This is a genomic window from Streptomyces sp. NPDC007157, assembly GCF_040634235.1.
Lineage (GTDB): Bacteria > Actinomycetota > Actinomycetes > Streptomycetales > Streptomycetaceae > Streptomyces.
In genome coordinates, this window is sequence record NZ_JBEYFE010000008.1 from 258,180 (window position 1) to 273,421 (window position 15,242).

Annotated in this window: 13 protein-coding genes; 8 read left to right on the forward strand and 5 right to left on the reverse strand. The window is 71.4% G+C overall.

Translation table 11 applies throughout. From position 1 onward, the window contains the following. Positions 1–14 precede the first annotated feature (14 nt). The 6 genes from ABZ642_RS17630 to ABZ642_RS17655 all read left to right on the forward strand — a co-directional run bounded on the left by ABZ642_RS17630 (position 15) and on the right by ABZ642_RS17655 (position 5,633). Positions 15–1,316 (forward strand): hemolysin family protein, encoded by a 1,302-nt coding sequence (locus ABZ642_RS17630; RefSeq protein WP_360484086.1) that lies wholly within the window; start codon positions 15–17, stop codon positions 1,314–1,316. Further along, entirely contained in the window at positions 1,313–1,672 is a 360-nt protein-coding gene (locus ABZ642_RS17635; protein WP_360484088.1) for an MmcQ/YjbR family DNA-binding protein, read from the forward strand. The genes ABZ642_RS17630 and ABZ642_RS17635 overlap by 4 nt, the downstream gene beginning before the upstream one ends. A gap of 50 nt (positions 1,673–1,722) precedes the next feature. After that, positions 1,723–2,073, forward strand: a complete 351-nt coding sequence (locus ABZ642_RS17640) for a cytidine deaminase (RefSeq protein ID WP_360484091.1) — start codon at positions 1,723–1,725, stop codon at positions 2,071–2,073. A 464-nt stretch (positions 2,074–2,537) separates the two neighbouring features. Further along, the gene (locus ABZ642_RS17645; protein ID WP_360484094.1) at positions 2,538–3,005 is read left to right on the forward strand and encodes a hypothetical protein; all 468 of its coding nucleotides are present in this window, start codon (positions 2,538–2,540) and stop codon (positions 3,003–3,005) included. Between the two features lie 154 nt (positions 3,006–3,159). Beyond that, on the forward strand, positions 3,160–4,494 hold the full coding sequence (locus ABZ642_RS17650) for a beta-xylosidase (RefSeq protein ID WP_360484097.1): 1,335 nt from the start codon (positions 3,160–3,162) through the stop codon (positions 4,492–4,494). An 80-nt stretch (positions 4,495–4,574) separates the two neighbouring features. Continuing rightward, a complete protein-coding gene (locus ABZ642_RS17655) occupies positions 4,575–5,633 on the forward strand; it encodes a DUF916 domain-containing protein (RefSeq protein ID WP_360484100.1) in 1,059 nt (352 codons plus the stop codon). Here ABZ642_RS17655 and ABZ642_RS17660 read toward each other — a convergent pair. Continuing rightward, entirely contained in the window at positions 5,527–5,865 is a 339-nt protein-coding gene (locus tag ABZ642_RS17660; protein ID WP_360484103.1) for a P-II family nitrogen regulator, read from the reverse strand. The two genes, ABZ642_RS17655 and ABZ642_RS17660, sit on opposite strands and share 107 nt — an antisense overlap. Continuing rightward, positions 5,862–7,172 carry an ammonium transporter gene (locus ABZ642_RS17665; protein WP_360484106.1) on the reverse strand — a complete coding sequence of 437 codons (1,311 nt, stop codon included), beginning with the start codon at positions 7,170–7,172 and terminating at the stop codon, positions 5,862–5,864. Before ABZ642_RS17665 ends, ABZ642_RS17660 begins: the two co-directional genes overlap by 4 nt. Positions 7,173–7,314: 142 nt before the next feature. Between ABZ642_RS17665 and era the strand changes: the two genes are divergently transcribed. Continuing rightward, a complete protein-coding gene (gene era, locus ABZ642_RS17670; RefSeq protein ID WP_360484109.1) occupies positions 7,315–8,283 on the forward strand; it encodes a GTPase Era in 969 nt (322 codons plus the stop codon). A gap of 60 nt (positions 8,284–8,343) precedes the next feature. On the opposite strand, the gene ABZ642_RS17675 is transcribed toward era, so the two are convergent. The 3 genes from ABZ642_RS17675 to ABZ642_RS17685 all read right to left on the reverse strand — a co-directional run bounded on the left by ABZ642_RS17675 (position 8,344) and on the right by ABZ642_RS17685 (position 14,249). After that, the gene (locus ABZ642_RS17675; RefSeq protein WP_360484112.1) at positions 8,344–8,835 is read right to left on the reverse strand and encodes a hypothetical protein; all 492 of its coding nucleotides are present in this window, start codon (positions 8,833–8,835) and stop codon (positions 8,344–8,346) included. 7 nt (positions 8,836–8,842) lie between these two features. Further along, complete coding sequence (locus ABZ642_RS17680) at positions 8,843–13,333, reverse strand: DUF6531 domain-containing protein (protein ID WP_360484114.1); 4,491 nt, start codon at positions 13,331–13,333, stop codon at positions 8,843–8,845. A 67-nt stretch (positions 13,334–13,400) separates the two neighbouring features. Continuing rightward, on the reverse strand, positions 13,401–14,249 hold the full coding sequence (locus ABZ642_RS17685; RefSeq protein WP_360484117.1) for a helix-turn-helix transcriptional regulator: 849 nt from the start codon (positions 14,247–14,249) through the stop codon (positions 13,401–13,403). Positions 14,250–14,380: 131 nt separating this feature from the next. Between ABZ642_RS17685 and ABZ642_RS17690 the strand changes: the two genes are divergently transcribed. Continuing rightward, positions 14,381–15,238, forward strand: a complete 858-nt coding sequence (locus tag ABZ642_RS17690) for an NAD(P)-dependent oxidoreductase (RefSeq protein ID WP_360484120.1) — start codon at positions 14,381–14,383, stop codon at positions 15,236–15,238. Positions 15,239–15,242: the final 4 nt, after the last annotated feature.

Genomic DNA, 15,242 nt, shown 5'->3' on the forward strand with positions numbered 1-15,242 from the left:
GTGGTCGTCCTCGTATGAGTCCGCAGATCGTCGCCGGAGCGATCGCCCTGGTCGTCGTGGCCTGGCTGGCCGCCTGCGCCGAGGCCGGTATCGCCCGGGTCTCCAGCTTCCGCGCCGAGGAGGCCGTGAAGTCCGGGCGGCGCGGCAGCGCCAAGCTCGCCCAGATCGCCGCCGACCCCACCCGCTACCTCAATGTGGCGCTGCTGGTCCGGGTCGCCTGCGAGATGGCCGCCGCGGCCCTGGTCACCTACGCCTGCCTCCAGGAGATCCCGACCACCTGGGAGGCGCTGCTCGCCGCGATCGGCGTGATGGTGCTCGTGTCGTACGTCGCCGTCGGCGTCTCCCCGCGCACCATCGGCCGCCAGCACCCGCTGAACACGGCCACGGCCGCCGCCTACGTGCTGCTGCCGCTGGCCAGGATCATGGGCCCGATCCCGTATCTCCTCATCCTCATCGGCAACGCCCTCACCCCGGGCAAGGGCTTCCGGCGCGGCCCGTTCGCCTCCGAGGCCGAACTGCGCGCCCTGGTCGACCTCGCCGAGAAGGAGTCCCTGATCGAGGACGAGGAGCGCCGGATGGTGCACTCGGTCTTCGAGCTGGGCGACACCCTTGTCCGCGAGGTCATGGTGCCGCGCACCGACCTGGTGGTCATCGAGCGGTACAAGACCATCCGCCAGGCCCTGACGCTGGCGTTGCGCTCGGGCTTCTCGCGCATCCCCGTCACCGGGGAGAGCGAGGACGACATAGTCGGCATCGTGTATCTCAAGGACCTGGTCCGCAAGACGCACATCAGCCGGGACGCCGAGTCCGACCTGGTCTCCACCGCCATGCGGCCCGCGTTCTTCGTACCCGACACCAAGAACGCCGGCGACCTGCTGCGCGAGATGCAGAAGGAACGCAACCACGTCGCCGTCGTCATCGACGAGTACGGCGGCACGGCCGGGATCGTCACCATCGAGGACATCCTGGAGGAGATCGTCGGCGAGATCACCGACGAGTACGACCGGGAACTCCCGCCGGTCACCGACCTCGGCGACGACCGCTACCGGGTCACCGCCCGCCTCGACATCACGGATCTCGGCGAGCTGTACGGCCTCGAGGAGTACGACGACGAGGACGTGGAGACCGTCGGCGGGCTGCTCGCCAAGGCGCTCGGCCGGGTGCCCATCGCGGGCGCCGCCGCCCAGGTCGAACTCCCCGACGGACGGAAACTGGCCCTGACCGCGGAGGCCGCCGCCGGACGCCGGAACAAGATCGTGACGGTGCTGGTGGAGCCGGTGCCGGTGGCCGACGACCCCGAGGACGAGCCCGAGTGACCGCCGACCGGCTCCGCGCCTTCTGCCTCTCCTTCAACGCGGCGCAGGAGGACTTCCCCTTCAACCCGGACATCTCGGTCTTCAAGGTCCTCGGCAAGATGTTCGCGCTGAGCTGGATGGACGCCCGCCCGCTGAAGGTCAACCTCAAGTGCGATCCCGACGACGCGGTCCGGCTGCGTACCGACCACGAGGGCCTGATCATCCCCGGGTATCACATGAACAAGCGCCACTGGAACACCGTGACCGTGGACGGCGACCTCCCCGACCGGCTGGTGAAAGAGCTGATCGAGGACTCGTACGACCTTGTCGTGGCCGGCCTGCCGAGAGCGGAGCGGCTGCGGCTTGACCGGGCGTGACGCGGTGGCCGGGGTGCCTGACCCAGTCAAGTTGTTCGTATGCTCGGGGCATGACCGAGAGCAGCGCGCTTGATCCCGAGGACCGCAAGATCGTCACCCTGGCCCGTTCGGCCCGGGCCCGTAACGGGGTGCCCGAAGGGGCGGCCGTACGGGACTCGACGGGGCGGACGTATGTGGCGGGGACGGTGGGGCTGGCCTCGCTGAAGCTGAGCGCGCTGCGGACGGCGGTGGCGATGGCGGTGGCGTCGGGGGCGGAGTCGCTGGAGGCGGCGGCGGTCGTGAGCGGGGCCGGGGAGGTTGACGCCGAGGACCTGGCCGCGGTGCGGGATCTCGGGGGACCGGGGACGCCGGTGCTGCTGGCGGGGCCGGACGGAGAGGTACGGCTGACTGTCCCCGCCTAGCTTTCCCGCCCACCGGACTGGGAAGCGAGGCGTTGGTTGACTCCGTCGGGGGGAGAGGCCGGGGTCGGTTGACTCGGGTGGGCGGGGGTGTGGGGCGGGTGCGGCGCCGTCGTGGCTGGTCGCGCAGTTCCCCGCGCCCCTTTCGGGGCGCCTGCGCTGGTCCCACCCGAAGGGGCGCGGGGCCGCGTCGATTTGCGGCTCCGCCGCGTGGGCGCGACCAGCCCCCACTCGGCCGCGCCCACTCGCCCGCGCCCGCCCTCCGGCCGCACCGCCCCGTCGCAGTCGGCCAAATTTCAACTTGTCGGTCCCTGTCTCTCGCGTATCAATGGGACCGTAAGTTCCGACGGACCGTCAGATTGTGATGGTGCGTCAGATTCGGCCCCGCGGTGTGCCCGCATCCACCCGGACCGGGGTCGCCATCCCCACATGGCATTCCCACGCAACGGGAAGGGAGCCCGATCTCCATGAAACGCTTGACCACCGGTGCGGCACTCGCGGCGGGGGCCCTCGCCGCCACGGCGCTGGCCTTCGCCCCCTCGGCCGCCGCCGTCACCCCCACCACCGCCACCGTCACCGCCAGCTGCGGCATCTTCGGCGGCGGCGCGGCCACCCTCACCGCGACCCAGAGCGGTACCTCGGCCACCCTCACGCTCACCTCCACCGCGATCACCACCCCGCTCGCCCTGTCGGCGAACTCCATCGCCTCCACGCTCACCATGGCCAACTCCACCGGCGGCAACGTCGTCTTCAGCGGCACCGTGAACCCGGCCATGACCGCCGGCAGCGCCGTCACCGTCGGCCCGCTGCCCGGCACCGTCGCCTCCGGCGACAGCCTCGACTTCTACGGCGGCTCGCTGAAGATGGTCATCTTCGGCATCACCGTCACCTGCACGTCCAGCGCCGCCCAGTCCCCGGGCCCGTTCGTCTTCTGAGTCCGCTGACGGGTTCGTTCCGGATGCCGCAGAAGCTGATGAACCGTCAGGTTTCTGCGGCATCTCCATTGACTTCTCACGCGCCCTCCACATCAATGGCCCCCTGTCGGCGCAGAGGAGCCGCTGCGCCCGCAACCCTCAGGAGGGGGCTTCCATGGGTTCACCCCCAAGATCACGAAGATCCCGACGGTGGCGCTGGATCTCACTGTTCGGGGCGACCGCGCTCGCGGTCACGGCGGGGGGCGCGCTGGCCTGTCCGGCCGGTGCCGCCGGGACGAACGTCGACTTCGCCACGCACTGCATCCCGCCCGCGGTCGCGGGCCTCCCGCCGATCGACGGCACCACCACCGCGAGCATCTCGGTGGACGACACCACCCCCAAGGTCGGCGACACGGTCACGGTGACCTACACCGTGGTCACGCCCGCCGCCAACAACCCCACCGCCCTCGCCCTGCCGGCCGACATCATGACGCCGACCGGGAAGGTCACGCTGGGCGGGGCGCAGAGCGGGAACGTCACGGTGACCGGGCCGAAGAAGAACGACCCGGTGCCCGGGTACGGGACCTTCCCGTCGTTCTCCATGACGGGGACGTTCACCGTCACCTCGCCGGGCGCCATCACCCTCTCGCCCGGCGACTACAACATCCACACCAGCTACATCCTGGAGCTGGACACCCCCTGCACGGTCACCAACCCGCCCGCCCCGGTGTCGGAGACCGTCACGGCGACCGACTCGACCCCGGTCAACAACCGTGCCATCAGCCTGAGTTCGGCCTCCGGGAACCCCGGTGACAGCGTGACCGTCAGCGGCCAGAACTTCACGCCGGGCGCGAGTGTGACGCTGGCCGGGCGGTCCGGGGCCGACCAGACCGCGGACACGGCCACCGCGACCGCGGGTTCCGACGGTTCCTTCAGCGCCCCGCTCACCGTCAACGACAAGACGACGACCGGGATCGTGGCGTACGAGGGCAGCGCGTGGAGCGACACGGCGGGGGCCGGTCCGGCCGCCTACGTCGTCAACGACACCACGCCGGTGCCGGACGGAAGCCAGAAGCTGACGACCACCGTCAAGGCGGGGACCCTGTCCATGTCCCAGGCCGGGGACTCCGTCGCGCTGTCGGCGGTCGACTTCGGTCAGGGCGGGGCGTCGACGGGCAACCTGCAGACCGTCACCGTCAAGGACTTCCGTGGCGGTCCGGCCGGCTGGTCGCTCACCGGCAAGGTCACCGACTTCACCGGCCCCGGCGCCAAGATCGACGCCGGGAAGCTCAGCTGGACCCCGTCCTGTGCGACCAAGGCGGGCAGCCCGAGCACCTGTGCGGCCGGTTCCGCGGGCGCCGTCGGCGGTTCCGGAGCGACCCTCGCGTCGACCCCGGACTCCACGGCCACCGGCGGTGAGTTCACCGTCGGCGCCGGACTCTCCCTGGACGTACCGGCGTTCACGCCTCCGGGGTCGTACTCCGGAGTCCTGACCCTGACGCTCACCTGAGCCAACTCCCCAGTGGCGACCGGGCCTCCATGAAAGACCCGGTCGTCACCCGACCCGCTTCCGACCGGGGGTCCGCACCCATGCGTCGCGTCAAGCCGTATGTCCTCCTCCTGAGCCTGCTCCTCGGACTCCTCTGCACGGCGGCTCCCGCGCACGCCGCCGACAACGGCAGCTGGTCCGTCTACCCGGTCGCCTCCAGGATCGCGGCGCGGCCGTACTTCTATCTCTCCCTCGACCCCGGACAGACGATCACCGACAAGGTGGCCGTCGCCAACAAGACCGGCGAACCGCTGACCTTCCGGCTGTACGCGGCCGACGCCTACAACACCGCCCGGGACGGCGGGTTCGCCGTCCGGACGGTGAAGGAGAAGATGCGGGGGGTGGGGGCCTGGGCGAGGATCGCGAAGACGCGGGTCACCGTGCCACCGCACAAGACCGTCACCGTTCCCTTCACCCTGCGGGTGCCCCAGGGCGCCGAGCCCGGCGACCATCCGGGGGCGGTCGTGGCACTGGACGAGCGCGTCGATCCGGGGGCCGGCTCCCTCGCGCTCGGTGTGCGGCGGGCCGTCGGCGCCCGGGTCTATCTGCGGGTGAGCGGGCCGACGCTCCCGGCCGTCGCCGTCGAGCACGTGCACCTCACCCACCACCAGCCGCTGGTGCCCGGCCTCGGCGACAGCACCGCCACCGTCTCCTACACCCTGCACAACACGGGGAACGTGACGTTGAACCCCCGGGTGCGGCTGCGGGCCGAGGGGCTCTTCGGCCGTACGCTGCTCAGCCGCGACCTCACCGGCGTCCCCTCCGAACTGCTGCCGGGGGACCGTGTGAGGCTCACCGTGCCCTGGCGGGACGCGCCCCAACTCGACTGGGGCAGGGTGACGTTGACGGCCAGTGCGAGCGGCACCGAGGAGTCGGCGAGCACGTCGTTCCTCGCCCTGCCGTGGCTGGTGGTGGGGCTGGCCTTCGTCGCCGGGGTGGCGGGTGGCGTGCTGCTCGCCCGGACCCGCCGGGGCCGCGGTCTGCCGCGGCTGCTCAGAGGGCGTCGGGGCCGCGCTCGCCCGTCCGCACCCGTACGACCGTCTCGACCGGCAGTACCCACACCTTCCCGTCCCCGATCTTCCCCGTCCGCGCGGCCTTGACGATCGCCTCGATCGTCGGCTCGGAGGCGGCGTCCTCGACGACGACCTCGATCCGGACCTTGGGGACCAGGTCGACCTGGTACTCGGCACCGCGGTACACCTCGGTGTGGCCGCGCTGCCGGCCGTACCCGCTGGCCTCGGCCACGGTCAGGCCGTGCACCCCGATCTCCTGGAGAGCGGTCTTCACCGCCTCGAGGCGGTAGGGCTTGACGATCGCGGTGACGAGCTTCATGGGCGGGTCTTGACCTTCTGGGCGGAGGGGAGGACGGACGCGCTGACCGGGGCGCCGTGGCCCAGGACTCCGTGATCGTAAGCCGTCTCGGCGTGCACCGTAAGGTCCAGCCCGGTGTGCTCCTGCTCCTCGCTCGCCCGGAAGCCCAGCGTCCTGTCCAGCAGCTTGCCTAGGCCGTACGTCACGGTGAAGGCGTACGCCGCCACGGCCACCACCGCCACCGCCTGCCTGCCGAGCTGGGCGAGCCCTCCGCCGTAGAAGAGGCCCTCGGCGCCGCCGGTCATGGCCCGCTCCGCGAACAGGCCGATGAGGAGGGTGCCGATGACTCCGCCGACCAGGTGAACGCCGACGACGTCGAGTGAGTCGTCGTAGTTCAGCCGGAACTTCCAGGAGACCGCGTACGAGCAGACCACGCCCGCGGCGAGGCCGACGGCCAGCGCGCCGAGCAGTGAGACCGAGCCGCAGGACGGGGTGATCGCGACCAGGCCGGCGACGGCGCCGGAGGCCGCGCCCAGGGTGGTCGGGTGGCCGTCCCGCTTCTGCTCGACGAAGAGCCAGCCCAGCAGGCCCGTGCAGCCGGCGGCCATGGTGTTGAGGAAGGCGGCGGCCGCGAGACCGTTGGCGCCGAGCGCGCTGCCCGCGTTGAAGCCGAACCAGCCGAACCAGAGCAGACCGGCGCCCAGGACGACCATCGGGAGGTTGTGCGGGCGCATCGCGTCCTTCTTGAACCCGAGCCGTGGGCCCAGGACCAGGCAGAGAGCCAGGCCGGAGGCGCCGGAGGTGATCTCGACGGGCAGGCCGCCGGCGAAGTCCAGGGCGCCGAGATGCCGCACGATCCAGCCACCCGGGCCCCACACCCAGTGCGCCACCGGGACGTATACGAGCAGTGCCCACACCGGTACGAACACCAGCCATGCCCCGAACCTCGCCCGGTCCGCGACCGCGCCGCTGATCAGCGCGGCCGTGATGATCGCGAAGGTGAGCTGGAAGGTGGCGAAGAGCAGGGTGGGGACCGTGCCCCGCACGCTGTCCGGGCCGAGCCCGTGCATCCCGGCGTGCCCGAGCCCGCCGATGAGCCCCGCCCCGGCGTCCTCCCCGAAGGCCAGCGAGTACCCGCCCGCCAGCCACACCACCGTCACCAGCGCGATCGACACGAAGCTCATCATCAGCATGTTGAGGACGCTCTTCGTGCGGACCATGCCGCCGTAGAAGAGGGCCAGGCCCGGGGTCATCAGCAGGACCAGGGCGGTGGCGGCGAGCAGCCAGGCGGTGTCGCCGGTGTCGGCGTGCGCGGCGGCGGTGGTCACGGGCGTCTCCAACGTCGTGGGGGCTCGTCAGAGGTTCACCGGAACGCGTTTCCGGCCGCGTACAGATGTGTTTCCGTGACGTTTCGTTGCCTCTGGGTTACCGAAATCTCACGGTGCGGCGGGGCGTCGTGGATCAGGGAGAATGGGGGCCATGAGCGTTCGCAGCCAGTCAACCGAGCCGTCGGAATCGTCGGAGGCCGCCCACCGTGCGGGCTTCGCCTGTTTCGTCGGGCGCCCCAACGCGGGCAAGTCCACCCTCACGAACGCTCTGGTCGGGCAGAAGGTGGCGATCACCGCGAACCAGCCGCAGACCACGCGGCACACGGTCCGCGGCATCGTGCACCGCCCGGACGCGCAGCTGATCCTGGTCGACACCCCGGGCCTGCACAAGCCGCGCACGCTGCTCGGCGAGCGCCTCAACGACGTGGTCCGCACCACCTGGGCCGAGGTCGACGTGATCGGCTTCTGCCTGCCGGCGAACGAGAAGATCGGCCCCGGTGACCGCTTCATCGCCAAGGAGCTGGCCGGGATCCGCAAGACCCCGAAGATCGCGATCGTCACCAAGACCGACCTGGTCGACTCCAAGACCCTCGCCGAGCAGCTGATCGCCATCGACCAGCTGGGCAAGGAGCTGGGCTTCGAGTGGGCGGAGATCGTGCCGGTGTCGGCGGTCGGCGACAAGCAGGTGAACCTGCTGGCCGACCTCCTCGTCCCGCTCCTCCCCGAGAGCCCGGCCCTCTACCCCGAGGGCGACCTTACGGACGAGCCCGAGCAGGTCATGATCGCGGAACTGATCCGTGAGGCGGCCCTGGAGGGCGTCCGTGACGAACTGCCGCACTCCATCGCCGTCGTGGTCGAGGAGATGCTCCCCCGCCCGGACCGCCCCGCCGACAAGCCCCTCCTGGACATCCACGCCAACCTCTACATCGAACGCCCCAGCCAGAAGGGCATCGTCATCGGCCCCAAGGGAACGCGTCTGAAGGAGGTCGGCATCAAGTCACGCAAGCAGATCGAGGCACTGCTCGGCACGCCGGTCTTCCTCGACCTGCACGTGAAGGTGGCCAAGGACTGGCAGCGGGACCCGAAGCAGCTGCGGCGGCTGGGGTTCTGAGGGGGCGGGGGTCTGCGCCGGGGCGTCCGCGAAGGGGGCGGTGGCGCGACGGCGGTCTCCTCAGCCGTCCCAAGGGGCACGCAGTGGCTTGCGGCACCAGCGGTCGGGGAGCTGGGCGTGGTCCTTCGTCGGGCGCACCCAGGGGCGCAGTGAGCCTTCCGGGTCGGGAGCGCTCGCCGCGTCGAAGCGGGCGTCCAACTCGGCCAGCAGCCTGCCGAGCGCACCGTCGCGTGCCGCCGCGGGCAGGGTGTTCATCACCTCGTCCAGGTTGTCCCGGGAGTCGAGGTCGTTGCCGTACGCGCTGATCGGGTAGTAGTCGTCACCGTCCGGCCGGTCGGCTTCCATCCGGCGTACCAGGCGTTCCCAGGACGCGAAGCGGTCCGCGACCGAGTACACGGGCGTGGTGATCCGCTCCCGCAGATGCGGCGCGACCCGCGCCCGCTCCACCTCCAGCCGTGCCGCGTCACACCGTCCGACCGCGTCCAGCACCGGTTGCGGCAGGGTCTGCCACACGGCTCCGCTCTCCGGTGCGGACCAGAACACGTCACTCACCGCCCACTCACTCCTTCAACTGTTTCAGGAAGTAGTCGTAGCCCTCGTCGGGCTGCATGAACGTGCCCTTGTCGCCCTCGCGGATCAGCATCGTCCCGGTGGCATCGTCCCACCAGGCGAAACGGGGGATCCCCGACGGGGTGCTGCGCATCCGCAGCCCCGGGGACCCGGTCATCATGTCCTCCAGGTGCTCCGGCACGTCCAGGTCGTCCACCCCCGGGATGCCGCGCTTCTTGATGTCGCCGTGCGCCGCTATCTTGTCCGCGATCAGCGGCAGATTGCCGGCCTGGCTCGCCGCGTCCGGCTTTCCGATCTCGTAGAGCCCGTACGGATCGGCGGAGAGCAGCGGGTCGAGGAAGTAGAGGAACGGGTTGGGCGACGGGCCGAGTCCGAGCGGGTCGGGGGAGAGGTACCGGGCCGTCTCGGGGTCGTAGTAGCGGTGGAAGTTGTAGTGCAGGCCGCTCTCGGGGTCGTAGTACTGCCCCGGGAAGCGCAGTGCCGTGTACGCGCTGCTGCCGCCGTTCCAGGCGGTGACGCCCCACAGCGTGCTGCGGGCGTGCCAGGCGATCCGGCCCTCGTCGTCGACGAGTTCGGTGGGCGCGCCCGCGAGGTCGGTGACGATGGCGAAGAACCGCGCGTCGATCTCCTCGTGCGCGGCGGTGAGCAGACGCTCGCACTGGCTGAGCGGGCGTATCCCGTCGTGTTCCCAGGTGACCGCGACGGCATGCGGCTGCGCCCCGTCGGTGGTGAGCTGTTCGCAGAGGGTGGTGCCGTCCCAGGTGAAGTCGGTGCGCTCCAGGACCGTGGTCCCGTCGGCGCCCAGTCGCTCCTTGGCGATCCGGCGCCCCATCGGGTCGTACCGGTAGTGCCACAGGGTGCCGTCGGGCGTGCGGACGGATGTCAGTCGGTCCTCGGCGTCCCACGTGTACGCCCAGCTGTCCGGCTTGCGGGACAGCCGGGTGCGCTGCCGCCACACCAGCCGTCCCTGTTCGTCGTACCGGTACCGGGTGGCTCCTGCCCGGAGCAGCCGGGTGCCCTCGGCCTCGCGTGGACCCACGGCCTCGTTGCCGGGATGTCCGCCCGGCCATTCGGCGGCCGTCTGGCCTCCGTCCGTGCCGTAGACGTACGACTCCGTCCACCCCTCCGCCCGGACGGCGGTGGTGCGTCCGGCCCCGTCCAGCTCGAAGGTGCGCGTCACTCCGTCCGGTCCGTCGATTCCGAGGAGGTGCCCGTCGGCCCGGTAGCGGTACGAGCGGTCGCGCACCGTGCGTCCGTCGCCCGTGACGACCGACTGCGCGGTGACCCTTCCGGCGCTGTCGTAGGCACGCGTCAGCGACAGGACGTCGTCCACGCCGACGGACAGCGGCTGTCCGGCCGCGTCGTGCACGTGGGCGAGCGTCCGGCCCGCCGTGTGCGTGCGGGCCCGGTCGCCGCGGCCGTCGTACGTCCAGGCGCTGGTCGCCCCGGTGGGAGTGGTACGGCTCAGTGGCCGGCCCGTCGCGTCGTAGGCGAACGTGCTGGTGCGGCCGTTGACCGTCTCCGACACCACCCGCCCTTCCGGGTCCCGCAGCAGGGCGACGGTCGCGTCGGGGCCCTCGGCGTGCACCAGACGGTCGTTCAGGTCGTAGGCGTAGGTACTGACCTTGCCGTCGGCGTCCTTGCCGACCGTGCGCCCGAACACGTCCCGGGTGAGGCGGACCTCCTCGCCGAGAGCGTTGACGCGCACCACGACCCGGCCCCTGGCGTCATGGCCGTACGTCTGGGTGCGGCCGTCGAAGTCGGTCTCGGCGAGGAGCCGTCCGGCGACGTCGTACGTGTAGGTCCAGCGCCGGCCGTCCGGGCGGCCCACACCGGTCAGCCGCAGTGAGGGGTCGTAGTCGAAGACATACCGGACCCCGTCGGGGGAGGTGCGCGCGGCGAGCAGGTTGAAGTGGGTGTACTCGAACCGGGTCACTCCGCCGGCGGCATCGGTGTGGCTGGTCCGGTTGCCCTCGCCGTCGTAGGTCCACTCCTCCGCCGCTCCGTCCGGTCCGGTCCGGCGCAGCAGTTCGCCGTCCGCACCCCAGTCCATCAGGGTCGTACGGCCCAGTGCATCGGTGATCGCCGTCACCCGGCCGAAGGCGTCGTGGGTGAACCGCGTGACACCGCCCAGCGGGTCGGTGACCTGTTCCGGCAGCCCGGCCCTGTCGCACCGGACCCGGGTCACCAGCCCCGTCGGGTCGGTGACCGAGGACAGGTGGCCCGCGTCGTCGTAGGTGTAACGGGTCGCGGCACCCCCGGGTTCGACGATGCCGACGCAGTTGCCCCGGGAGTCGTACGCGCGGCGCACGGTGTGCCCGTCCGGGCGGCTCACCTCGACGGGCCCGCCCACCTCGCCGTACGTGATGCGGACCGTCGTGCCGTCCGGGCGCACGGCGGTCGACAGCCGCCCGAGGCCGTCGTAACCGCGCAGGGTGGTGTGGCCCAGCTCGTCGGTCCACGACGTGAGCTGGTGGTGCTCGTCCCAGGTGCTGCGGGTGGTCCCGCCCACCGGGTCGATCTCCGCGACGATCCGGCAGCCGTCGACGACGACGTACTTGTTCACCGCGCCCTCGGCGGTGGTGACGGTGGTGACCCTGGCGCCCGGCCAGGCAGGGTCGGTGCCGTCGTACTCCAGGGTCAGGGTGAGATGGCCGGCCTCGCCGCCCTCGGCCACACAGCGGTCGGCGTCGTCGTACGTGTACGCGTAGCCACGGCCGTTGCGGTCGGTCCAGGAGGTGATGCGGTGCCGGTCGTCGCAGGTCAGCCGCATCGTCTGGCCGGAGGCGTTGGCGACCGCCGTGAGACAGCCGTCCGTGTAGCCGTAGGTGCGCAGCATGACGTCCGCGCCGTCCTGGCCCGCGCCGGCGAGGTGCAGGGCCGTGACCCGGCCGTCGTCCACCGTGAGCCGGAGGTGGTAGCCACCGGAGTGCCGCAGGGCGAGCGGGGTTCCGTCGTCCGCGTGGTCGAAGTCGACCGCGTCACCGTTGCGGTCGGAGATCCGTCGCGGCAGCGCGATGCCGTCCTTGGGCGGGCCGAAGCGGCGGACGACACCGCTCTGCGGATCCTCCACGCGGTAGCCGCCGTCGTCGAGACGGGTCAGCCGGAGACGGGGACCGGCCGTGGGCAGCACCGGGGAGTGTGGTTCCGTAGGGTGCGGAAACTCCAGGAGCAGGCCGTCCTCGGTGACGAACACGAGCCCGGCGTCGTCGACTTCGAGGCGTTGGTCGACGGTGGAGGCCCAACCGGGACCGAACCACCAGCCGCATCGGTAGTCCGAGGCGGCCCGGCGGGTGAAGGCGAGCGGCAGGCCACCGGGCAGTGTCACATCGGTCTCCGGCAGGAACATCGTGCCGGTGGCCATGTCGATCGGGTCACTGCCCTTGGAACGGACCACGTTCTTCAGGCGGTTGTACGCGCCCTTGACACCGTCGTCGAGCATGCCGCGCGCGTTCTTGCCCAGGCCCTTGACGGCCAGGCTCATGGCCTTCATGCCGCCGCGGAGGTTCTTCATCTCCTTGAGGCCCTTGGCGAGTTTGCCGAGGCTGGTGATGCCCTTGCCGCCGGGTATGCAGTCCAGCGCGGCGAACGCGACATCCCACAGCGAGGCTTGGCCCTTGGAGTATTTGTAGAGCGTGTCCGCGAGCACGACGAGGGCGGCGACGAGGACGATGGCGCCGAGGATGGGCCCGCCGATGATCATCGCGATGATCCCGACGACCGCGACGACGACCTTGCAGACGGTGACGATGGTGTCCCAGTTGTCCTCGAACCAGTGGCCGACGTCCTGCCACCAGTGCCGGTTCGGGATCCCGGCGTCGGAGGCCTCGTCGATCTTCCGCTTCGCCTCGCCCGCCGCGTCGTCCCGCATCTTCCGGGCGTCCTCGGCCATCTTCTTCGCGGCGTCGAGGGCGTTCTGCGCGGTGGTGACGTCCGACTGGGCCTTGGTGTGCGCGGACTTGGCGCTCTGCACGTCCCGGGTGGCGGCCCGCACCTTCGCCTCATCAGGCTTGTCACCGTTGGACTTGCTGCCGGTGGGATCGTCCTTGTACTTGTCGGCTTCCTTGCCGGCCCGGGTGACCCACGAATCGGCAGACGACAGATGGGACTTGGCGGAGCTGAGGTCGGATTGTGCTTCTTTCGCCTTGGCGAGGGCCTTGTCGGCCAGGGCCTGCGCCCGCTCCAGCTTCGGCCAGTAGTCGGCCAGCGCGTCGCCGCACATCTCGTACGACTTCTTCAGCTTCTTCAGGTTCTTCGGGACGTCCTTGAACTGCTCCTTGAACACTTCCGCGGACTTGCCGGCCCACTGCAGGAGGGTGTCCTCGCCGGCCATGCCCTTGACCAGGCGCAGGGCGTCGGAGACGTCGTCGGCGAAGGAGTGCAGCTGTGCGGCGAGGGTGCGGACGCGTTGCGGGTCACCCGGGGTCGGGTCCCTGTCGAGGTCGAGTGGATGCCAGTCCGCCGGCCGATACCCCGCCATAACCCCGCAACCCCCGTTGCCGTTCTTCACTCATAGCGTGTGCGTCCCGGCAAAGGTACCTGGTGGGTCAACCGCGGTTCGGGGTCATGTCCTGCAGGCCCACCACCCGTAGCAACTGCAGGCGTTCGTGGGAGTCCGTGCCCGGGCGGGCCGTGTGGACGACGAGTTGTTGGTGGGTGTCGGCGTTGAGGAGGACCTCGCAGTCCAGTTCCAGGAGGCCGACCGTGGGGTGCAGGAAGCGCTTGGTGGTCGCGCGCCGTACCGACACCTCGTGTTCGGCCCAGAGGCGGGCGAACTCGTCGCTGCCCGCGAGGAGTTCGGCGACGAGGGCGGCGGGGACCGGGTCGGCGGGGCGGGCCGCGGTCACCGCCCGGAGGTTGGCGACGTGGTCCCGGGTGTGTGCCGGGCGGTCCTCCGGCGGGAACAGGCCGCGGGTCGAGGGGTCCAGGAAGTAGCGGCGGAGCAGGTTGCGCTCACGCGGCGGGCGGCCCAGCACATCGCCGCTCAGCGCCCGCGACAGCGCGTTCTGGGCCAGGACCTCGCCGTAGTCGGTCGTCACCAGCGCCGGGGTGTCGTGCAGCCGGTCCAGGACCAGGAGGAGGCCGGGGCGGACGTGCGTGCTCGTCGTCTCCCGGCGCGGGGGTTCCTCGCCGGCCAGGTGGAACAGGTGATCGCGCTCGTCCTCCGTCAGGCGCAGCGCGCGGGCCATCGCCGTCAGCATCTGGCGGGAGGGGCGCGGGCCCCGGGACTGTTCGAGGCGGGTGTAGTAGTCCGCCGACATGCCCGCCAGGGACGCCACCTCCTCGCGGCGCAGGCCCGGGGTGCGGCGGCGGGCGCCGGGGGCCAGGCCCACGTCGGTGGGGTCCAGGCGGGTGCGGGCGTGGCGCAGGAAGTCGGCCAGTTCGGGGCGGTTCACCCCTCCAGGGTGGCGCGGGCCGCCCGGCTTATCCAGGGACTGCCGATCCCCTGATCGGGAGGTCTCTCCCGGCCGGCTCCGAGGAGGCCGAGGCTGGTGGCACCGGAGCGAAGGCGCAGAAGGAGAAGGCCATGATCACTCTTGTCACCGGTACCACTGGACAGGTCGGGCGGCGGTTCGTGCCCAGGCTGCTGACCCAGACCCGGCCCGGGGAGCGGGTGCGGGTGCTCGTGCGGGACGCTGCCCGCGGGGAGCCGTTCGCCGATCTCGGCGCCGAGGTCGTCGTCGGGGACCTGCGCGACGAGGAGGCGCTCGGCAAGGCCGTCGCCGGGGTGGACGCCGTCGTGAACGTCGCGGCCTCCTTCCGCGGGGTGCCCGACGAGGAGGCCTGGGCGGTCAACCGGGACGCGGCGGTGGCCCTGGGGACGGCCGCAGTCTCGGCCGGGGTACGACGGTTCGTGCAGGTCAGCACCGGGAACGTGTACGGCACCGGGCGCGGCCGTCCGCTCACCGAGGACGACGAGAGCCGGCCCGGCGGCGAGCTGTGGGGCGCGTACCCCGAGTCCAAGGCGGTCGCGGAGCGGGAACTGCTCGCGCTGGAGGGCGGGATGGAGGTGCGGATCGGGCGGCTGCCCTTCGTCTACGGCGAAGGAGACCCCCACCTCGCCGACGTCCTGCGCTGGGCCGTGAACTGGGCGCCCGCCCAGCGGCTCCAGATGGCCCACCACGCGGATGTCGGCCAGGGCCTGATGCGACTGCTGTACGCCCCGGCGGTGAACGGCCCGCTCTACAACATCGCCGACGACGCCCCCGTCACGACCGTGGAGCTGTACCGGCTCAACGGCGTCGAAGTGCCCGCGGACCTGCACACCCACACCGACCCCGACCCCTGGTTCGGGATCATGTCCAACCAGAAGATCCGCCGGGACCTCGGCTTCCGTCCCGTCCACCCCAGCGTCTGGACCGCCCGCGACGCCGGAGCCCTGTGAGCGG